The sequence below is a fragment of the Pseudomonas sp. MONT-RG-20F-20-E-7-02 genome (assembly GCF_022662395.1).
Classification (GTDB): domain Bacteria; phylum Pseudomonadota; class Gammaproteobacteria; order Pseudomonadales; family Pseudomonadaceae; genus Aquipseudomonas.
In genome coordinates, this window is the sequence record NZ_JAKNQN010000003.1 from 218,919 (window position 1) to 239,878 (window position 20,960).

Annotated in this window: 17 protein-coding genes; 5 read left to right on the forward strand and 12 right to left on the reverse strand. The window is 61.5% G+C overall.

Annotated elements, in window-relative coordinates; all coding sequences use genetic code 11:
• The first annotated feature begins 5 nt into the window (after window positions 1–5).
• The 3 genes from L8I05_RS10040 to pcaC all read left to right on the forward strand — a co-directional run bounded on the left by L8I05_RS10040 (window position 6) and on the right by pcaC (window position 2,672).
• Window positions 6–1,370 carry a 3-carboxy-cis,cis-muconate cycloisomerase gene (locus L8I05_RS10040; protein WP_242168658.1) on the forward strand — a complete coding sequence of 455 codons (1,365 nt, stop codon included), beginning with the start codon at window positions 6–8 and terminating at the stop codon, window positions 1,368–1,370.
• 10 nt (window positions 1,371–1,380) lie between these two features.
• Window positions 1,381–2,172 carry a 3-oxoadipate enol-lactonase gene (pcaD, locus tag L8I05_RS10045; protein ID WP_242168661.1) on the forward strand — a complete coding sequence of 264 codons (792 nt, stop codon included), beginning with the start codon at window positions 1,381–1,383 and terminating at the stop codon, window positions 2,170–2,172.
• Window positions 2,173–2,276: 104 nt separating this feature from the next.
• Window positions 2,277–2,672: a 4-carboxymuconolactone decarboxylase gene (pcaC, locus tag L8I05_RS10050; protein WP_242168663.1), complete on the forward strand. Its 396-nt coding sequence runs from the start codon at window positions 2,277–2,279 to the stop codon at window positions 2,670–2,672.
• Window positions 2,673–2,729: 57 nt separating this feature from the next.
• On the opposite strand, the gene L8I05_RS10055 is transcribed toward pcaC, so the two are convergent.
• The 7 genes from L8I05_RS10055 to L8I05_RS10085 all read right to left on the reverse strand — a co-directional run bounded on the left by L8I05_RS10055 (window position 2,730) and on the right by L8I05_RS10085 (window position 14,624).
• Complete coding sequence (locus tag L8I05_RS10055; protein ID WP_242168665.1) at window positions 2,730–3,614, reverse strand: polysaccharide deacetylase family protein; 885 nt, start codon at window positions 3,612–3,614, stop codon at window positions 2,730–2,732.
• A gap of 209 nt (window positions 3,615–3,823) precedes the next feature.
• On the reverse strand, window positions 3,824–5,074 hold the full coding sequence (locus tag L8I05_RS10060) for an OprD family porin (protein ID WP_242168667.1): 1,251 nt from the start codon (window positions 5,072–5,074) through the stop codon (window positions 3,824–3,826).
• Window positions 5,075–5,253: 179 nt separating this feature from the next.
• Entirely contained in the window at window positions 5,254–6,876 is a 1,623-nt protein-coding gene (locus L8I05_RS10065; RefSeq protein WP_242168670.1) for a J domain-containing protein, read from the reverse strand.
• 11 nt (window positions 6,877–6,887) lie between these two features.
• Complete coding sequence (locus L8I05_RS10070; RefSeq protein ID WP_242168672.1) at window positions 6,888–8,585, reverse strand: molecular chaperone HscC; 1,698 nt, start codon at window positions 8,583–8,585, stop codon at window positions 6,888–6,890.
• A 265-nt stretch (window positions 8,586–8,850) separates the two neighbouring features.
• A complete protein-coding gene (gene adeC, locus L8I05_RS10075; RefSeq protein ID WP_242168674.1) occupies window positions 8,851–10,308 on the reverse strand; it encodes an AdeC/AdeK/OprM family multidrug efflux complex outer membrane factor in 1,458 nt (485 codons plus the stop codon).
• Window positions 10,305–13,466, reverse strand: coding sequence for an efflux RND transporter permease subunit (locus tag L8I05_RS10080; RefSeq protein ID WP_242168676.1), 3,162 nt, complete (start codon window positions 13,464–13,466; stop codon window positions 10,305–10,307). The genes adeC and L8I05_RS10080 overlap by 4 nt, the downstream gene beginning before the upstream one ends.
• A 3-nt stretch (window positions 13,467–13,469) precedes the next feature.
• Window positions 13,470–14,624 carry an efflux RND transporter periplasmic adaptor subunit gene (locus tag L8I05_RS10085; protein ID WP_242168678.1) on the reverse strand — a complete coding sequence of 385 codons (1,155 nt, stop codon included), beginning with the start codon at window positions 14,622–14,624 and terminating at the stop codon, window positions 13,470–13,472.
• A 286-nt stretch (window positions 14,625–14,910) separates the two neighbouring features.
• On the opposite strand from L8I05_RS10085, the gene L8I05_RS10090 reads away from it, so the two are divergent.
• Window positions 14,911–15,543, forward strand: coding sequence for a TetR family transcriptional regulator (locus L8I05_RS10090; RefSeq protein ID WP_242168680.1), 633 nt, complete (start codon window positions 14,911–14,913; stop codon window positions 15,541–15,543).
• 358 nt (window positions 15,544–15,901) lie between these two features.
• On the opposite strand, the gene L8I05_RS10095 is transcribed toward L8I05_RS10090, so the two are convergent.
• Genes L8I05_RS10095 through L8I05_RS10105 form a run of 3 tightly spaced genes read right to left on the reverse strand, consistent with a single transcriptional unit; the run spans window position 15,902 to window position 18,496 of the window.
• A complete protein-coding gene (locus tag L8I05_RS10095; protein ID WP_159954750.1) occupies window positions 15,902–16,957 on the reverse strand; it encodes an alkene reductase in 1,056 nt (351 codons plus the stop codon).
• A 31-nt stretch (window positions 16,958–16,988) separates the two neighbouring features.
• Window positions 16,989–18,155: an MFS transporter gene (locus L8I05_RS10100; RefSeq protein WP_242168682.1), complete on the reverse strand. Its 1,167-nt coding sequence runs from the start codon at window positions 18,153–18,155 to the stop codon at window positions 16,989–16,991.
• 14 nt (window positions 18,156–18,169) lie between these two features.
• Entirely contained in the window at window positions 18,170–18,496 is a 327-nt protein-coding gene (locus L8I05_RS10105) for a helix-turn-helix transcriptional regulator (protein WP_159954752.1), read from the reverse strand.
• Between the two features lie 154 nt (window positions 18,497–18,650).
• On the opposite strand from L8I05_RS10105, the gene L8I05_RS10110 reads away from it, so the two are divergent.
• Complete coding sequence (locus tag L8I05_RS10110; protein WP_197624213.1) at window positions 18,651–19,235, forward strand: ACP phosphodiesterase; 585 nt, start codon at window positions 18,651–18,653, stop codon at window positions 19,233–19,235.
• Window positions 19,236–19,261: 26 nt separating this feature from the next.
• On the opposite strand, the gene L8I05_RS10115 is transcribed toward L8I05_RS10110, so the two are convergent.
• Window positions 19,262–20,053 (reverse strand): lysophospholipid acyltransferase family protein, encoded by a 792-nt coding sequence (locus L8I05_RS10115; protein WP_242168683.1) that lies wholly within the window; start codon window positions 20,051–20,053, stop codon window positions 19,262–19,264.
• On the reverse strand, window positions 20,053–20,808 hold the full coding sequence (olsB, locus tag L8I05_RS10120; protein WP_032888332.1) for an L-ornithine N(alpha)-acyltransferase: 756 nt from the start codon (window positions 20,806–20,808) through the stop codon (window positions 20,053–20,055). Before olsB ends, L8I05_RS10115 begins: the two co-directional genes overlap by 1 nt.
• Window positions 20,809–20,960 lie beyond the last annotated feature (152 nt).

A 20,960-nucleotide genomic window follows, 5' to 3' on the forward strand; every position in this document is an offset into this window, starting at 1 on the left:
GCGTTATGACACTGCGCACGAGCAACCAATTGTTCGACGCTTACTTCACCGCTGACAGCATGGCCGAAGTGTTCTGCGATCAGGGGCGTTTGCAGGGCATGCTGGATTTTGAAGCGGCTCTGGCCCGGGCGCAGGCCCAGGTCGGGCTGATTCCGCAGGCCGCCGTTGCACCGATTGCCCAGGCTTGCCTGGCGTCTTTGTACGATGTGGATGCGCTCGGCGTGGCGATTGCCACGGCGGGCAATTCGGCGATTCCGTTGGTAAAGGCGCTGGGCAAGTTGATTGCCAGTGAAGATGCCGACGCCGAACGTTACGTGCATCTGGGCGCGACCAGCCAGGACGTGATGGACACCGGCCTGGTCCTGCAAATGCGCCGCGCGCTGGTGTTGATCGAAGCCGATTTGGCGCAATTGGGTGAAGTCCTTGCCCAGCAGGCCCAGCGTTATGCCAGCGTGCCGTTGGCCGGGCGCACGTGGTTGCAACACGCGACGCCGGTCACCCTGGGGATGAAAATCGCCGGTTGGCTGGGGGCGGTGACGCGCAGTCGCCAGCGCCTTGCCGAGCTGAAGCCGCGCCTGTTGGTGCTGCAATTCGGCGGCGCGTCCGGCACCCTGGCGGCGCTGGGTGAGCAGGCCATGCCCGTGGCCGAAGCCTTGGCGGCGGAATTGCAGCTGAGCTTGCCCGAGCAACCCTGGCACACCCAACGCGATCGGCTGGTGGAGTTCGCCAGCGTGCTCGGCCTGATTGCCGGCAGCCTGGGTAAGTTGGGCCGTGATATCAGCCTGTTGATGCAGACCGAAACGGCAGAGGTGTTTGAACCTTCGGCGCCCGGAAAAGGCGGTTCGTCGACCATGCCGCACAAACGCAACCCGGTGGGTGCCGCCGTGCTGATCAGCACGGCGACCCGTGTGCCGGGGTTGGTCGCGACAATGTTCAGCGCCATGCCCCAGGAACACGAGCGCAGCCTGGGGCTGTGGCACGCCGAATGGGAAACCTTGCCCGAGATTTGTCGGTTGGTATCCGGCGCCTTGAAGCAGGCGTTGCTGGTGAGCGAGGGGTTGGAAGTCGCCCGTGAGCGCATGGCGCACAACCTCGATTTGACTCAAGGCCTGGTGCTGGCAGAAGCCGTCAGCATCGTGCTGGCCCAGCGCTTGGGCCGCGACACCGCGCATCATCTGCTGGAGCAATGTTGCAAGCGCGCCGTCGCGCAAGGGCGCCATCTGCGCGCGGTGCTTGCGGACGAACCGCAGGTGACCGCCGAGTTATCAGCGGTTGAACTGGACCGCCTGCTCGACCCGGCTCACTACCTGGGCCAGGCCCGCACCTGGGTCACCCGCGCGGTGGCCGACCATTTTGCATTGACCGCGTAAGGAGACCGCTGTGGCCTTTGTACAACTCGCCGAGGGCGAACTGCATTACAAACTGGATGGGCCAGTGGAAGCGCCGGTGTTGGTTCTGTCCAACTCCCTGGGCACTGACCTGCATATGTGGGACATCCAGATCCCGGCTTTTACCGAGCATTTTCGTGTGCTGCGTTTCGACACCCGTGGCCACGGCAAGTCCTTGGTCACCGAGGGGCCGTATAGCATTGAGCAACTGGGCCGCGATGTGATCGCGCTGCTGGATGCATTGGATATCCAGCGTGCGCATTTCTGTGGTTTATCCATGGGCGGCCTGATTGGGCAATGGTTGGGCATCCATGCCGGTGAGCGTTTGCAGCGCCTGGTGGTGTGCAACACCGCCGCCAGGATCGGCACACCGGAGGTATGGAACCCGCGTATCGAAATGGTCTTGCGTGAGGGCCCGGCAGCCATGGTGGCATTACGCGATGCGTCGATTGCACGCTGGTTCACCGCCGATTTTGCCGCCGCCAACCCGCACCAGGCCAAGCAGATTACCGACATGCTCGCGGCGACTTCGCCCGAGGGTTATGCCGCCAACTGCGCAGCGGTGCGTGATGCGGATTTCCGTGGGCAGGTGGCCTCGATCAAAGCGCCGACCTTGGTGATTGCCGGTACTGAAGACGCGGTCACACCGCCTGCCGGTAGCCACTTTATCCAGAACCATGTGAAGGGCGCCGAATACGCCGAGTTCTATGCGGCCCACCTTTCCAACGTCCAGGCCGGGGCTGATTTCAGCAACCGAGTGCTGAAGTTCTTGCTGGCCGATTAAACCCTGTGGCTTGCGGGCTTGTTGTGGCAAGTGGGCTCGCCACGACAGGCCCGGTCACCACCCCAGGTGATTGAGCTGACACCTAATTGAAACAGGAGCTTTTTGTGGACGAGAAACAACGTTACGCCGACGGCCTGCAAGTGCGCCGCGAAGTGCTGGGCGACGCGCATGTCGACCGCAGCCTGAATGCCTTGACCGAGTTCAACAGCGAGTTCCAGGAAATGATCACCCGCCACGCCTGGGGTGATATCTGGACCCGCCCCGGCCTGCCGCGGCACACCCGCAGCCTGATCACCATCGCCATGCTGATCGGCATGAACCGCAGTGAAGAGTTGAAGTTGCACCTGCGTGCGGCCGCGAGCAATGGCGTGACCCGCGCCGAGATAAAGGAAGTGCTGATGCAGAGCGCGATTTATTGCGGGATTCCGGCGGCGAATGCGACCTTCCATCTCGCCGAGTCGGTCTGGGATGAGCTCGGCGTGGATTCGCGGCAGGACTGAATTGAAACACACGTACCTGTGGGAGCCAGCTCCCACAGGAGATCTGTGTTTGCTGGATCAGTGGGAATCGGCATCCCATATCCAGTTCCACACCCCCGGCAAATGCACCTCTTCATTCACATCCTTCACCGTACGTGCCAGCGCCGCGCGTTCCAGCGTGGCGTGGTCGGTGTAGAACGGCTCGGCGGCGGTCTTCATGCCGTTGATTCGGGCGCTGTCCATCAGGATCTGCAAGTACTCCTGCATGTGTCGCGCGGTGTAGCGATTGATGTCATGAAAGGTCACCACCACCGGTATCACGCCATCCACCGTCGGCAGTTCGCCCAAAGCGATGCGCTCGCGCACCACTGATAGTTGCCGATACAAATTCGCCCGCCGCCGTGGGCTGCCGTTGAAACCCCAGATCTTGCCGTCATTGGCACTCAGGTCCGTCAACAATACGTGCATGCCGTGGCGCTGGTAGGCGGCGAAAGTGCGCTTGTCGTAGTTCCAGAACGGGGGACGCACCAGCAGGGGCGATGCGCCGGTGATCGAGGCAATGTCCGCTGCGCCTTGGCTGAGGGTGCGTTCAAGCTCGGCGTCACTTAGCCAGCGGTGGTTGGTGTGAAACCCCGTTGCGGTGTGGAAGGCCAGGACGTGACCGGCTGCGTATTCACGCACCATGGTCTTGCGACCTCGAGGGCTGCCACCGGAGCGCGACGCCTCGGTCTGCAGGAAGAACACCGCCTTGATGCCCGGCAGTACCGGGTTGTGCGCCAGGTCGGCTATCACTGAACGGCTCGGGTTGTTGTAGCCTGAAGCGCTGGGGCCGTCATCGAAGGTCAGCAGGAAGCGGATCGGGGCCTGGGCCTGCAAACGCTGTTCGGTCTGCGGCGTCAGGGCGATGGGCGCGCCGATGCAGCCGCTGAGCAGGATCGACAGAATGACAATGAGATAGTTCATGGCGGCCTGGGTTAAGAGGGTGATCCGTGTCGATGACCTCCATGTGTCGACTCAAGGGCGCGTGCACGATACAGCATGATCGCGCCGGCTATAACGGGTAAATGCTGCCGCTGGTCTTAAGGATAGCGGGCTGTTGTCTCAGCCCGCTTTTCAGGTGTCAGCCGCGAACAGTTAACGCGCGCGGCTGGAGCATGGCCTGACCGGGGCGCTTACAAAAGGCTGATTGGATAGCTGACGATCAACCGATTCTCATCAAACTCATTGTTGCTGTAGTCCCTGCGCATGCTCGAATTACGCCACCGCACGTTGAGATCCCTGAAGGTGCCGCTCTGCACCGTGTAGCCCAGTTCGCTCTCGCGGCCCCACTCTTTGCCATCGGTGATGGTGCCGGTGTGCACATTGCTGCCGCTGAGGTAGCGGTTCATCAAGGTCAGGCCCGGGATGCCGAGGGCGGCGAAGTTGTAGTCGTGGCGCACTTGCCAGGATTTCTCTTCGGCGTTGTCGTAGCTGGAATTGTAACTGTCGTTGGCCAGGGTGCCGCCGCTGGTGCCGTTGACGCGCATCCACGCGCTGTTGCCGGTGAGTTTTTGCAGGCCGACATAGAATGTGTTGCCGCCGTATTTGGCCGAGAACAGGCCGGACCAGGTTTTGTTGTCCAGGCTGCCGGCGCGGGCGCTGCCGTCGTCCTTGCCGTAGAAGAACCCGAGGTTGGCGCCCAGGGTCCAGTCACCCACGGGCTGGCTGTGGATCAGGTTGACGTATTGCTGGCGGTAGATGTCCTTGAGTTGGGCATTCCACACGCCGACCTGCGTGCGCTTGTCGTTGAAAGCGTATTCGGCCCCCTGGAAATTGAAGCGGTCGGAGGTGAAGGCGGCTTTCCCGAACATCGACATGTCCGTCATGCTGCTGTCGTCGCGCGGGCTGTTGGCGCGGAACTGGCCGCCGTAAAGGGTCAGGCCGTCGATTTCCTTGGAAGTAATCTGCCCGCCGCGCAGGGTTTGCGGCAGCGAACGGCCATCGTCGGAGCGCAGGATCGGCAGCACCGGCATCCACTCGCCCACCTTCAGTTCGGTCTTGGAAATCCGCGCCTTGAACGCCACGCCCAGGCGTCCGAAGTTATCTGCCGGGCGGCCGTCGTGGTCCAGCGGCAACAGCTGGGTGCCGCCGGTGCCGCGCCCGCCATCGAGTTTTTGCGAGTACATGCCCAACACATCCACACCGAAACCTACCGTGCCCTGGGTGAAGCCGGACCGCGCGTCGAGAATGAAACTTTGCGTCCACTCCTGCGCGCCGCCCTGGGTTTTGGTCGGGTTGGTGAAGTTGCGGTTGAAGAAGAAATTGCGCAGGTTGAGGTTGGCGCTGGCGTCTTCAAGGAAGCCGTGTTCTTCAGCGAAGACAGGCAGGGCAAAACTGGCGACAGCGGTTGCCAGCCACAGCTGGCGCGGTTGGAAAATGCTCATGGTGTTGGACCTGTTGTTATTGGGGTTATGCAGGTGCCGGCCATGGTGCTTGGCGGGGTGGGCGGGATGAAAGTGGGGTAGGGCGGGTTGTGGGCGATGATCGAACGCAAGTTGGCGGGCCGGACTCAGGAGGTCCGGCCCGGTTCACGGGGCTTTTTTCGAAGGCCTTTTTCGAAGGGCTAGCGCAGCGAGTTCAAACTGGTCCACGGGATGGCCGGCAGATATTTCTGGCAAGCGAGGGTTACAGCCACCATTGCCACCAGAAACACCACTTGCAGCGGGCTCCAATAGGCCCAGTGCAACCCTTTGATCCAAGGGATCCTGGCATTGAAATTTTCGTTGACCTTGCCGATTCGCCGCGAGTGAAACAGGCTGATCAGGATCATGCCCAGGTGGGTCAGCATGCCCATGATCCCGAGGATGTAGCCAAACACCAGTAGCAACACCAATTGCGGAATACCATGGCGTAGCACCAGCCTGAACTGGTCGATGCTCAGCCGCTTGGGCAGCAGGCGTTCGCTGAGCCACAGGTCCTGGACGATCAGGCGAGAGGCGAAATCTGCCCATATTTGGGCACCGCGCAGGGCGAAGATTGCGGGAACGGCCGTCAGCAGGATAAACAAAAAGAATTTGGCCGGCAGCGAGGTGTCGAGGAGTGGATGAAAGGCCAGGCCGCTGGCCAGGGCCAATCCGGCCCAGACTCTGATCCAGCTATCAAGGGTCACCCCGCGCGGCAGGAATTTGCGCCAAAAAAAAACGTTCGGATCCGGCAGGCGTTCGAGCAAGGCCGGGTAGCGCCAGTTCAGCACTTCAGCCAGGTGTTGAGTGGCATTCCACGCAGGGTCATCAAAGCCTTCGACCAAGCGTTTCTGTTCCTTCACGCTCATCGCCGTAACCAGCAGGCGCGCCGCCAGGGCATCGGCGCAGGTGCGGCGGGTGTCGTGGGCCTTGTCTAGCAGGTTGTCGAAGAAGCTTTCCTGCTCGCAGCGTGAGACCAGCTGGCGCCACATCCACGTCGGTTCCGGGTGTACGCCTTTCTGGTCATCCCAGCCAAACGCCTGGCACACCCGCTCGAACAGCGGCACGCTCCATTGGGTGTCGTGCAGCAGTTGCAGGAGGATGCGCTGCCACTGTTGCTGCAGGTCAAACACCCGCAGCCAGGGTCGCTGGTTGTAGGCGTTGAGCTGGTTGACGAACTCGCGCTCGGCCTTTTGCTCCAGCTGTTCCTGCAGCGTCTGGCGATAGGCCTGCAGCAGCTCGCCGCTGAGCGCCTCGTGTTGCCAGGGGCTCATCGCCACACCTTGCCAGGGCGTCAGCCATTCCAGGTGCTGCACCGCCCAGGCGGCAATCGCTGCGCGCTCACCCGGGGCCTCGAAACAGTGACGCAGCAAGGCTGCCTGGAACGCGTCGGCGCAGCGTTGATGCTGGGCCTGTTCCCAGCGCTCGCCGAGGTTATGAGCGCCCAGCCCGTTGATCAGCGCTTGCGCGCGCGTCTGCTCGGGCGGCAGGTCGAACGGGGCAGGGCTGACGGGGCGTATGTCGGCGAATTCCGCGTACTCATGCGGGTTGCCTTCGGCCAGTTCGGCCACTGGCGCGTTGATGACCTGGACGTCTTCGTCCTCGTCCTCATGCTCGGCCCGCCAGCGCGCGATATTCAGCGCGTTTTCGTACGCTTCGCGCAGGCGCTGGAAACCCTCGGCATCATCGTCCGGGCGACAGCTTTTCAGCAGCCGCGCGTAGGTACGCTTGATGGTGCGCTCGTCGGCATCGTCCGCCAGTTGCAACACTGTCCAACAGTCCATGTCGATTTCTCTCAGCGCCAGAAGCCGTTGTCGAGTTGCTCAAGTTGACGGATCAGCTCGCTGCGGGCCTCACGGATGCGGCGTTCGTCCTGGGTGTCGAGCACTTGCTGGAACTGCGCGGCCCAGTGCCCGAGCTGCTCGCGCAACTCGCCGAGGTTTTCCTGGTAGAGCCGTTCGAGGCGGGCGGTCAACACGGTGTTGACCTGCTGGTCGCGCGGGTGAATCTTCAGCAGCGCCAGGGCTTGCAGGCGTTGTTGGATCTCCTGGGGGCTCAGCACGCCGGGGTTGTTCTCGATCACCAGTGAGTGCTGCTCGCCGGTCAGCGGGATGTTTACCTGGGCTTCGAGCAGGCCGTTGTTGTCGTAGGTGAAGCGCACGTCCAGCGAGACTTCGCCGGCCTTGCGCTTGGGCACGGGGATTTCCAGCTGGCCCAGTTCGATGTTGTCGCGCACCAGGCGGCTTTCGCCTTGATAGATTTTCAACAGCACGTAACTCTGGTTGTCGTGCAGGGTGACCACGCTCTTGACCCGGCTGACCGGCACGCTGCTGTTGCGCTCGATCAGCGGCAGGTAATGCCCGCTTTCGATATGGCCGCCGTACTGGTTCGAGGTTTCGATGCCCAGGGTGTAAGGGCAGACGTCGGTCAGCACGATCTCTTCCAGCGCCGCTGAACGGGCCTTGAGCGCGGCCTGGATCGCCGCGCCGTGGGCGACCACTTGGTCGGGGTCGAGGCTGATGGACGGGAAGCGCCCGAACAGACCAGCCGCCAGTTTGCGCACCAATGGCATGCGCGTGGTGCCGCCGACCAGCAGGATTTCATCGAGGTCGCCGACGCGAATCCGCGCGTCGCGCAGGGCCCGTTCAATCGGCGCGCGCAGGCGCTCCAGCAAGGGCGTGTAGAGCTTGGCGAGTTCGGCCTGAGTGATGGTGCTGACCCACTGCTGGCCGTCGACGCGCAGGGCGAATTCGGCGCTGTCGTCCTGGCCCAAGGCTTTGCGCACGCGCTCGGCTTCGCGGCGCAGGGCTTGCAGCACAGTGCTGGTGGGCGGGAAGCCCTGGGCATTGCGCTGGCTGTCGACGAAGTGTTCGAGCAACAGGGTGTCGAAGTCTTCGCCGCCGAGGAAGTTGTCGCCGGCGCTGGCACGCACTTCCATCACGCCGTCGAACAGCTCGATGATCGACACGTCGAAGGTGCCGCCGCCGAGGTCGAACACCAGGAACGAGGTTTCCTTGTCACGCTGGTGCAGGCCGTAGGCCAAAGCGGCGGCGGTGGGTTCGTTGATGAGTTTTTCAACGTTGAGCCCGGCCAACTCACCGGCGATGCGCGTGGCCTTGCGCTGGCCGTCACTGAAGTAGGCGGGCACGCTGATCACCGCTTCGGTGACGGTCTGGCCGTAAGTACGCTCGATGTCTTCCTTGAGGCTTTTGAGTACCAGCGCCGAAAGTTCTTCGGGGCGGAATGAGCGGTCGCCCAGGCGTACTTCTGTGGCACTGCCCATGAAGCGCTTGAACAGCGACGTGGTCATGTGCGGGTGGGTGTGCAGGCGTTCCTTGGCGGCTTGGCCCACCAGGATGCGGCCTTGATCATCCAGGCCGACCACACTCGGGGTCAGCAACTGGCCAAGGGCATTGGGCACCATTTCGGTAGCGTCACCGCGCCAGACGGCTGCCAGGCTGTTGGTCGTCCCCAGGTCGATTCCTACGATCATTACGACAAGCTCCCTCTGTGGTCTGTAAGAATCTGTAACCAATTTTACCCTGAAAGGTTTGGCAGAAAGCAAGGCGCAAGACGGAGTCGGGTTGCCCTGTGGGAGCTGGCTTGCCTGCGATAGCGGCCGGTCAGTCAGTACACGTGTGGCTGACACACCGCTATCGCGGGCAAGCCAGCTCCCACCTTTGATTCACGGTGCTTAATGAACCGGTAAAAAAAAACCGCTTCCGGTGAGGGAAGCGGTTTTATTTACAGCAGCACGATCAGAACAACTTCAGTGCCGGTGCTTCTTCTTTCAACGGCTCGTTCTTCGCGGTCTGCTCGTTCCAGCCGCCGCCGAGGGCCTTGTACAGGTTGACCTCGCTGTTGAGCTGCGCCAGGCGGTCGGTGATCAGCGATTGCTGGGCACTGAACAGCTGGCGTTGGGCGTCGAGGAACGTCAGGTTGCTGTCGACACCAATGCGGTAGCGACGCTCGGCCAGGCGGTAGTAATCCTGGTTGGCCGCGACGAAGCCACGTTGGGCATCCAGCTGCTGCTTGTAGGTTTCGCGGGCGGCGAGGCCGTCGGAAACTTCCTGGAAGCCGGTCTGAATCGCCTTCTCGTAGTTGGCCACGTTGATCTCTTTCTGGATCTTCGAGTAGTCCAGGCTTGCGCGCAGGCTACCGGCGTTGAAGATCGGGATGTTGATCTGCGGTGCAAACGACCAGGTGCCCGAGCCGCCTTTGAACAGGCCGCCCAGGGTTGGGCTGGCGGTGCCGGCGCTGGCCGTCAGGCTGATGCTCGGGAAGAACGCTGCACGCGCCGCGCCGATATTGGCGTTGGCGGCCTTGAGGTTGTACTCGGCCTGCACAATGTCGGGACGACGTTGCAGCAGGTCCGATGGCAACCCGGCGGGCACTTCGCTGAGCAGGTCATCCGACAGTGGCTTGCTGGCGATATTCGCCGGCAGGCCGGTGCCGAGCAGCAGGGTCAGGTTGTTTTCGTCCTGGGCCACCTGGCGGGTATAACGCGCCAGTTGTACGCGGGCGTTTTCCACCGAGGTGCGCGCCTGGCTGAGGTCGAGGGCCGAGGCCACGCCGACTTCATTGCTGCGCGAGGTCAGTTTGTAGCTCTGCTCGAACGCGCCGAGGGTGTCCTGGGTCAGCTTGAGCAGTTCCTTGTCGGCCTGCCAGGTCAGGTAGGCGTTGGCCACACTGGCCACCAGGCTGATCTGGGTGCTGCGCCGCGCTTCTTCAGTGGCGAAGTACTTTTGCAGTGCTTCTTCACTCAGGCTGCGCACGCGGCCGAACAGGTCCAGCTCATACGAGCTGATCCCCAGGCCAGCCGAGTACTGGCTGGTGATGCCCGCTTCGCCGGTTTGCGACAGCTTGGCCGGGGTTCGCGAGCGGCTGCCGCTGCCCGTGGCCGAAATAGCCGGGAACAGGTCGGCACGCTGGATCTGGTACTGCGCTGCATAGGCGTCGATGTTCAGGGCCGCGACACGCAGGTCACGGTTGTTGACCAACGCGGTCTGGATCAGCTGTTGCAGGGCAGGGTCATGGAAAAACTGCTTCCAGCCCTGCTCGGCAGCGGCCTGGCCCGGCGCCTGGGCCGACGAATACGCCGGCCCCTGCGGGTACTGGGCCGCCACCGGCGCTTCGGGGCGCTGATAGTCAGGTATCAGCGAGCAGCCACTGAGCACGAATGCCGTGACGGCTAGGGAAAGTAGCGACTTGCTCATTGGCCAGCCTCTTTAGGAGTTTCAGTAGTAACCTTCTTTTTACGCTCGCCAGCGGCCGATACGGTCGCGAAGAACAGTGGCACCCAGAAGATTGCCAGGACGGTGGCGGTGATCATACCGCCAATTACGCCGGTACCGATCGCGTGCTGGCTGCCTGAACCGGCACCGGTGGAGATCGCCAGCGGCAATACGCCGAGGACGAACGCCATGGAGGTCATGATGATCGGTCGCAGACGCATGCGGGACGCCTCAATGGCTGCCTCGACGATGCCTTTGCCTTGTTCGTGCAGCTCTTTAGCAAACTCCACGATCAGGATGGCGTTCTTCGCGGCCAGGCCCACCGTTACCAACAGGCCCACCTGGAAGAACACGTCGTTGGACAACCCACGCATGCTGGTTGCTATCAACGCACCGACAACCCCTAGCGGCACTACCAGGATAACTGCGATCGGGATCGACCAGCTTTCGTACAGTGCTGCGAGGCAGAGGAACACCACCAGCAGCGACAAGGCGTACAGCGCAGGAGCCTGGGAGCCGGACAGACGTTCTTCGTACGACAACCCCGTCCACGCATAGCCAACACCTGCAGGCAGTTGCTTGGCAATACGCTCGACTTCGGCCATTGCGTCACCGGTGCTGTAGCCCGGCGCCGGTGTACCGAGGACTTCCATCGCCGCTACACCGTTGTAGCGCGAAAGTTTCGGCGAACCGAAGATCCACTTGCCCGAAGCGATGGAGGACAACGGCACCATCTTCCCGGAGTCGCTGCGCACGTACCATTTGTCCAGGTCTTCAGGGGACATGCGGCTGGCGGCGTCACCTTGCACGTACACCTTCTTCACACGACCGCGGTCGATGAAGTCGTTGACGTAGCTGCCACCCAGGGCAATTGCCAGGGTCTGGTTGATATTCGACAGGGTTATGCCTTGGGCACTGGCTTTCTCGTCATCGACGGTGAGCTCGTACTGCGGCTCATCGTTCACGCCGTTGGGTCGCACGCCTGCCAGAATCTTGCTTTGTGCTGCCATACCGAGGAACTGGTTACGCGCCGCCATCAATTTGTCATGACCAACACCGCCCTGGTCTTGCAGGAACACGTCGAAGCCGGTGGCGTTACCCAGTTCCAGTACAGACGGGGGCACGATGGCAAATACCATGGCGTCCTTGAATGTCTGCATGAAGTAGCCCTGGGCGCGCTTGGCGATTTCGAACACCGAGTTGGAGGCGTCACGCTCGCCCCATGGCTTGAGCATCACAAATGCCAGGCCCGAGCTTTGGCCGCGACCGGCGAAGTTGAAGCCGTTTACGGTAAACACCGATTTCACGCCTTTGCCTTCGCCCGGCTCGCCTTCCTTATCGTTGAGCAGGTAGGCACGCATATCGTCGATGACTTTCTGCGTACGTTCAGCCGTAGAACCGACCGGTGTCTGTACCTGGGCAAAGATAACGCCCTGGTCTTCATCGGGCAGGAACGCCGCTGGGATGCGCATGAACAGCCAGATCATGCCGGCGAAGATCAGTAGGTAGACCAGGAACGCCGGAATCTTGTGCTTGATCATGTTGCCCACGCCGCGCTCGTAGCTCAGTACGCCACGGTCGAAGGTGCGGTTGAACCAGCCGAAGAAACCACGCTTGGGTTGGCCGTGTTTTTCCGGGTCGATCGGCTTGAGCATGGTGGCGCACAAGGCCGGGGTGAAGATCAGGGCAACCAGTACCGACAACGCCATGGCCGAAACGATGGTGATGGAGAACTGTTTGTAAATCACACCGGTGGAACCGCCGAAGAACGCCATCGGCAACAGTACCGCCGACAGTACCAGCGCAATACCCACCAGGGCGCCCTGGATCTGGCCCATGGACTTGACCGTCGCTTCTTTAGGCGACAAGTGTTCCTCGGCCATCACCCGCTCGACGTTTTCCACCACGACGATGGCATCGTCCACCAGCAAGCCGATGGCCAGGATCATGCCGAACATGGTCAGGGTGTTGATGGTGAAACCGAACGCGGCCAGGATCCCGAAGGTACCCAACAGCACCACCGGTACGGTCATGGTGGTGATGATGGTGGCGCGGAAGTTCTGCAGGAACAGGAACATCACCAGGAACACCAACACGATCGCTTCGACCAGGGTGTCAACTACACCGGAGATCGATTCGGTCACCACTGGGGTCGTGTCATACGGCACCACCGCCTTCATGCCTGGCGGGAAAAACGGTTCCAAGGATGCCACGGTGGCGCGGATGGCCTTGCCGGTGTCCAGGGCGTTGGCGCCCGAGGCCAGCTTGATCGCCATGCCGGAAGCCGGTTTGCCGTTGAACTGCGCAGCGATGCTGTAGTTCTGACCACCGAGCTCAATACGGGAGACATCCTTCAGGCGTACCTGTGAGCCGTCGGTATTGACCTTCATCAGGATATTGCCGAACTGCTCTGCAGTCTGCAGGCGAGTCTTACCGATAATGGTCGCGTTCAGCTGAGTGCCGGGCAGGGCTGGCAGGCCGCCCAGTTGGCCAGTAGCCACCTGCACGTTCTGAGCCGAGATCGCCGTACTGACATCTACCGGCGTGAGCTGGTAGTTGTTCAGCTTGGCCGGGTCGAGCCAAATACGCATGGCGTACTGCGAACCGAATACCTGGAAGTCACCCACACCGGCGGTCCGCGAAATCGGATCCTGGATGTTCGACACGATGTAGTTGGACAGATCGTCCTTGGTCATGCTGCCGTCTTCCGACACCAGACCGATCACCATCAGGAAGTTCTTCACCGACTTGGTCACGCGGATACCCTGCTGCTGCACTTCTTGCGGCAGCAGTGGGGTCGCCAGGTTCAGCTTGTTCTGCACCTGAACCTGGGCGATGTCCGGGTTGGTACCCTGGTTGAATGTCACGGTGATGGTCATGCTGCCGTCGGAGTTACTGTCCGAGGAAACGTAACGCAGGTTGTCGATACCGTTGAGCTGTTGCTCGATCACCTGCACCACGGTGTCCTGCACGGTTTGTGCGGACGCGCCTGGGTAGGTCACCTGGATGTCGATGGCGGTCGGCGCGATGGCCGGGTATTGGTTGATGGGCAACTTCAGGATCGAAAGTGCCCCGACCAGCATGATCACCAGGGCAATTACCCAGGCGAAAATGGGACGGTCGATAAAAAATTTCGACATGGGTTACTCCCCTTTGCCGGCAGCGGCAGCAGGAGCAGCAGCACTGCCAGCATCAGCAGGCTTGGCGTTGTCGGCCGGTTTGACCTTGACCTCGGCGCCCGGCTTGACGTACTGCAAGCCTTCTGTGATCACGCGGTCACCGGCGTTCAGGCCTTTTTCCACCAGCCAGTAGGCGCCGTAAGTGCGGTTGGCCACCAGTACACGCTGCTCGACCTTGTTGTCGGCGTTGACGATCAGCGCCGTTGGAGTGCCCTTCAGGTCACGGGTCACGCCTTGCTGCGGAGCCAGGATGGCCTTGCTGTTCACACCGGCTTGCAGTTGGGCGTGTACGAACATGCCCGGCAGCAGGGTGTGGTCAGGGTTCGGGAACACGGCGCGCAGGGTCACGGAACCGGTGGTCTGGTCGACCGACACTTCGGAGAATTCCAGCTTGCCGTCCAGGCTGTAAGGCGTACCGTCTTCCAGGGTCAGCTTGACCTTGGCAGCGTTTTCGCCGGCTTTTTCCAGCTGACCGCTAGCCAGGTCGCGGCGCAGTTTCAGCATTTCAGCCGAAGACTGTGTGACGTCGACGTAGATCGGGTCCAGTTGCTGGATCACGGCCATGGCGTCGGCCTGGCCATTGCTGACCAGCGCGCCTTCGGTCACCGAAGAACGGCCAATACGCCCGGAGATCGGCGCGAACACTTTGGTGTAGCGCACGTTGATCTGGGCGGTTTGAACGTTTGCTTCCGCGGTCATGCGGTTGGCGACGGCGGTGTCGTATTCCTGACGGCTCACGGCTTGCTCATCGACCAACTGCTTGTAGCGGTCGGTGATCGACTTGGTCTGGGTCAGGCTTGCTTGTGCGCTTTTCAGGGTGGCGTCATACACCGACGGGTCGATCTGGTAGAGCTGTTGCCCTTCCTTCACGTCGGCGCCTTCCTTGAACAGGCGCTTGAGAATAATGCCGTTGACCTGAGGCCGAACTTCCGCGATGCGATAGGCCGTGGTGCGGCCCGGCAACTCGGAGGTCAGGGTAAAGGCTTGCGGTTGAATGGTGACCACGCCGACCTGAGGGGTTTGAGCGGGCGGAGCCGCCTCTTCCTTTTTACATCCGCTGAGCAGCGATGCCAGGGCGACGGCAGTGACCAGAGCGGTAACAGCTGGCTTAAGTTGCATGAAGATCCTCGGGTCAGGCGCGCAGAATGCGCACAAGAAGTGTGGAAGGGTAAAAAACAAGCTGTGAGTAGATAAGTAGCTTGCTACGCAATATACTTACGTTCATGGTTGTTTGTAAACTCTTGACAGGCTTCGCGGATTGTTGACAAAGCAACTGCCAAAGCCTCGATTTTAGTACGTTCGGCACCCATGACGGTGTCGTCCCACAATTATTCAGATGATCGTTAGCGCCTATTAAAGCTGCGTTACCGATAGTCCCAAGTGTTCTGATTGAGGTTTTACTGCCATGGTTCGTCGCACCAAAGAGGAAGCTCAGGAAACGCGCAGCCAGATTCTCGACGCCGCCGAACAGGCGTTTTATGAGCGCGGCGTTGCGCGCACCACGCTGGCGGACATCGCTGCGTTGGCCGGCGTGACGCGCGGCGCTATCTATTGGCATTTCAGCAACAAGTCCGATTTGCTGCAGGCACTGCTCGACACGCTGCACGAGCCCTTGGACGAATTGGCCCGGGCGAGTGAAAGCGAGGATGAAGTCGACCCGCTGGGCTGTATGCGCAAGCTGTTGATCCGTCTTTATCATCAAGTGGCCCTGGACCCGAAAACTCGGCGCATCAACGAAATCCTGTTTCATAAGTGCGAGTTCACCGATGAAATGTGTGACATGCGGCGCCAACGCCAAACCCACAGTCTTGAGTGCAACCTGCGTATCGGCCTGACCTTGCGCAACGCGGTCCATCGCGGGCAACTTCCGGAAAACCTGGACACCACCCGTGGTGCGGTGTGCATCCATGCCTTCATCCACGGCCTGATAGGCCAGTGGCTACTGGTCCCCGACAGCTTTCAACTGCATCAGGAAGCCGAACGCTGGGTTGATGCAGGGCTGGACATGCTGCGCTTGAGCCCTAGCCTACGCAATTAAGACAAAATGCGTAATTGCATCCAGTTGTGTCAACAGCAAAGACCAGAGACAGTCAATCGTCCCTTCGGCTGATCGGTGGGGTGACTTTATATACGGGCTGGCGGGCGGTTGATAGGTAGCCGCCTAAGTATTTTGTAGCAATATTGTTGCAAGGCTGTGAAGGAATGTTTCCCAGCCTTTGTATGATCGTTCCCACGCTCCGCGTGGGAACGCCTCCTGTGACGCTCCGCGTCACGCTTAAGGAGCAGACGCAGAGCGTCCAGGGCGGCAATCCCACGCAGAGCGTGGGAACGATCAAACAGGCGATAAAAAGCCCCGGTTCCTGCGAACCGGGGCTTTTTCGTTTCAGCTGGTTACATCACAGGGCCAGGGTTGGATAGTCGATGTATCCGACCGGGCCTTTGGCATAGAACGTTTCCGGGTGCGCCTCGTTCAGCGGCGCATCGGCCTTCAACCGCGCCGGCAGGTCAGGGTTGGCAATGAACGGTACGCCGAAGGCTACCGCGTCTGCCTTGCCGGAGGCCAGCCAGGCGTTGGCGCTGTCCTTGGTAAAGCGTTCGTTGGCGATGTACGCGCCGCCGAAGGCTTTTTTCAGTTGTGGGCCGAGGCTGTCGCCGGCCTCTTTTTCACGCGAGCAGATGAACGCAATGCCACGCTTGCCCAGTTCGCTGGCGACGTAGGTGAAGGTTTCCGCCAGGTTGTCGTCGCCCATGTCATGGGAGTCGGCGCGCGGTGCCAGGTGCACACCGACACGGCCGGCGCCCCACACTTCAATGGCGGCGTCAGTCACTTCCAGCAGCAGGCGCGCACGGTTTTCCAGGGAACCACCGTAGTTGTCGGTGCGCTGGTTGGTGCTGCTCTGCAGGAACTGGTCGAGCAGGTAGCCGTTGGCGCCGTGGATTTCCACACCGTCAAAACCGGCAGCCTTGGCGTTTTCGGCACCCACGCGGTAAGCGTCGACGATGTCGGCGATTTCAGCGGTTTCCAGGGCGCGAGGCGTCGGGTAGTCGGCCAGTGGGCGCACCAGGCTGACGTGGCCTTTAGGCTGGATCGCGCTCGGTGCCACCGGGGTTTCACCGTTCAGGTAGGACTCGTGGGAAATACGGCCGACGTGCCACAGTTGCAGGACGATCTTGCCGCCCGCGCCGTGCACGGCCTTGGTCACGTTAGCCCAACCGCGTACCTGGTCGTTGGACCAGATGCCCGGCGTATCCGGGTAGCCCACGCCCAGTGGTGTTACGGACGTGGCTTCGCTGAGGATCAGCCCGGCAGAGGCGCGTTGTACGTAGTACTCGGCCATCAGCGCGTTCGGCACGCGACCTTCATCAGCGCGGCAGCGGGTCAGCGGCGCCATGATGATGCGGTTGGACAATTCCAGGTCGCCCAGTTTGATCGGATCGAAAATAGTCGTCATGGGATAACACCTTTCTCTTTAAGTGGATTGATCAGTTGGTCGCAGGGGCCAGGTCGGCATCGCCGCTCTGACGGAAAGTAATCAGGGTCACCAGCAGGGCCAGGATCGCCAGGGCGGCAGCCGCCAAGGGCACGCTGGTCAGGCCGAAGCCGTGGGCAATCACGCTGCCGCCGACCCAGGCGCCGAGGGCGTTGCCGATGTTGAAGGCGCCGATGTTCAGGGTCGACACCAGGTTTGGCGCGGCCTTGCCGAAGGTCACCACGTTGATCTGCAGCGCCGGGACGGCGGCGAACGAGGCGGTGGCCCACAGGAACAGGGTGATTTCGGTCGGGATCACCGCGACGCTGGTCCAGGTCAGTACCGTGGAGACCACCCCCATGCTGATGAACACGCCGATCAAGGTGGCCGCCAGGCGCTTGTCCGCCAGCTTGCCGCCGATGATGTTGCCCACGGTGAGGCCCAGGCCGATCAGCAACAGGGTCCAGGTCACGCCTTTGGGCGACACGCCGGTGACGTCGCCGAGCAGCGGCGCGACGTAGGTGAAGAGGGTGAACATGGAGGCGGAGAACAACGCGGTCATGGTCAGCGACAACCAGATACCCGCGCCTTTGAGGGCTTTGAGTTCGGCGCGCATGTCGAGTTTTTCTTCGTCACGCTTGGCGGGCAGAAAGCGGATCAGGCCGATCAGCGCAATCACGCCGATTACCGTGACGGCAAAGAACGTCGAGCGCCAGCCAGTGGCCTGGCCCAGCGCGGTGCCGAGCGGTACGCCCAGCACGTTGGCCAGGGTCAAACCGGTGAACATCAGCGCCACGGCCGAAGCGCGTTTGTTGGCCGGCACCAGGTTGGCGGCAACCACCGAACCAATCCCAAAGAACGCACCGTGGCACAGCGCGGTGACCACACGGGCAAACATCAGCACGTTGTAGTCACTGGCCAGGGCGCAGAGCAGGTTGCCAATAATGAAAATGCCCATCAACGCTACCAGGGCGGCCTTGCGTGGCAGCTTGGCGGTGGCCAGTGCCATGAAAGGGGCGCCGATGGCCACGCCCAGGGCGTAGCCGGTGACCAGCCAGCCGGCGCCGGGGATCGACACGCCCAAGTCCGCCGCCACATCGGGCAGCAAGCCCATGATGACGAACTCGGTGGTGCCGATGGCGAAGGCGCTCAGGGCCAGTATGAGTAGCGAGAGGGGCATTATCGTTTCCTTGGTTACAGCGGTTCGATGATTTCAGCGCTGAGTTCAGTCGTCAGCGCCGTGAGAAAGGCTTGAATCGTTTCCTCATTGCGTTTGAAAAAGTGCCACTGCCCGGCCTTCTGGCTGCTGATCAACCCGGCCCGTTGCAAGGTGGCCAGGTGGGCCGACACGGTCGACTGGGACAAGCCGCAGCGCTGGTCGATCTGCCCGGCGCAGATGCCGTATTCGTGGTGGTGCACTTGCTCGGGGAACTGCACTTTCGGGTCTTTCAGCCAGGTGAGAATGTCTCGTCGTACTGGGTGCGCCAGGGCTTTTATTATTTCGTCGAGGTCAATGGACATGGCAGGGGCTCGGTGTCGTAAAACGTTATATCGCGATGAGGCGAACTTTAAATCGTTATATCCCGATACACCAATATGATTTTGATCTTAGGTCAGGCTATTTCGGTATATCGGGTTATAACGATACGGATTTGGCAGTGGTAGACTGCGCGGCATGAATTATCTCGCACATCTGCACCTGGGCGGCCAACTTCCTGCGCAATTGCTTGGCAGCCTTTATGGCGACTTCGTCAAAGGCCGGCTGCAGGGCCAGTACAGCCCGCAAATCGAGTCGGCCATCCAGCTGCATCGCTCCATCGACCGTTTCACCGACAGCCACCCGTTGGTCGGCGAGGCGTTGTCACGCTTCAGCCTGACCCGCAAGCGCTACGCCGGGATTGTCCTTGATGTGTTTTTCGATCACTGCCTGGCGCGGGATTGGGCGCTGTATGCCGACCAGCCGCTGGAGCGTTTCACCGCCCAGGTATACCGCGTGCTGGCGGCCGAACCGCAGTTGCCGGGGCGGCTGGCGCAGATCGCGCCGTACATGGCGGCGGATGATTGGCTGGGGTCGTACCGTGAGTTCGCGGTGATGGAGCAGGTGTTGCGCGGGATTTCGCGGCGGCTGACGCAGCCTGAGGAATTAAGGCATGCGATGCAGGAGTTGCGGGTGTTGTATGAACCGCTGAGTGAAGATTTCCGGGTGTTCTATCCAGAGTTGCAGAAATTTGCACAGCTCCAACTGACAACTGAGACCTAACTGTGGGAGCTGGTGTTCAGTTCATCTTAGGCCGCAAACGCCGGCCGAGCATCCACCTGCTCCGCCTCCGGCAACGGCCCAAACAACGCCTTCTGCACCGCCTGTTGCGCCTGGAATGCCAGCGCCGCGCGTTCCTGCCCGGCGCAGGCAATCGGCTTGAGCACATGGATTTCCACATCGCCCTGGTCGTTGGCAAACAGACGCATCAGGTGTGAGAGCAAATCGTCATCGCCAATAAACGGCGCCAGCGCATCCACTTGCCCGTCGCGCAGGTAACGAATCGCCACCGGTTGCAGCGACACATCGGCATCAATCGCACTGGCCAGCAAACGCCCGTGGAAGGTGCGCAGGCTGCGCCCGTCGGTGGTGGTGCCTTCCGGGAACATCAGCAGCGGGTGCTGTTGCTCCAGGTGACGAGTCATCTGCTTGCGGATCAACTGGCTGTCGCCCGAACCACGGCGGATAAACAAACTGCCGGCCTTGGCTGCCAACCAACCGGCCACCGGCCAGGTGCGCACTTCGGCCTTGGACAAAAACGACAGCGGCGTGACCATGCCCAGCAGCGGGATGTCGGTCCACGACACGTGATTGCTCACCCACAGCATCGGCGTTTGCGGCAGCTCACCGTGCACCGTCACGCGAAAGGGCAGGGCGTTGGTCAGCCGCGCCATAAAAAACCGCGACCAACGCTGGCGCCGCACCATCGAATTCGCCACACCCAAACGCTCGAACACACCAAACACACTGGCCATGCTCAAGCCCAGCGCCACCACCAGCAGCACTCGGGCAATGCGCCCGTACACCCGAAGGCGAGCCATTACATGGCCGCCTTGAAGTGGCGGGCGTAACGCGGGCACAGCTCGTCGCGCTTGAGCAGGATAAACACGTCGGCCACCTGGAAATCTTCATCCCAGCACGGCTCGCCGCAGATCTTCGCGCCCAGGCGCATATAGGCCTTGAGCAGAGGCGGCATTTCGGCGATCACGTTGGTCGGCAGGTCCAGCGCCGGCAGCGGCTTTTTCGGCTCGGCGCGCAGGTGTTCGTTGCACAGGTAGCGTTCGCGCAGGCGCTGCATGATCGCGTGGGCCTGGATGCCGCCGTCGTGCATCGGGATGCTCGCGCAACCCATCAAGTAGCTGTAGCCGCCCTGGTTCAAGACTTCCGCCAACTCGCCCCACAACACCGCGATGGTGCCGCCGTTGCGATAAGCCGGGTCGACGCAGGTACGGCCGATCTCCAGGATCGGGCCTTGCAGGTGCAGCAAACCATGCAGGCTGAATTCTTCTTCGCTGTAGAACCGGCCCAAGGTGCTCGCGGCCTGGTGGTCGAGCAGACGGGTGGTGGCCACCAGTCGACCGCTGTTCAAATCGCGCACGCCGATGTGGCTGCAGTGAACATCATAGTCATCCATGTCCAGACCCAGTTCCGCGCCTTTCAGCTTGGCGTTGAACTCGCCGCTGAACACGTTGAACCGCAGGGCCTGGGCTTCCTGCAGCGCCTGTGCGCCAACCAGGCGTTCGGCTTGCAGACGGCGTTCATTGCCGGTGTCGCTGATGCGGGCGATCTGAGTCATGGCGAATCTCCGAGTGCCGGCCACTTACCGGCCGGTCGACTTGTTTGTCCAAACTCAGGCTAGGTAGGCTCGGTGTCAGCACCATGAAGTTACGGTGACGGTTGGATGACAGGCCTCGGGGTTAGGCACCAGGCTTGGGTGGAACTCGATTG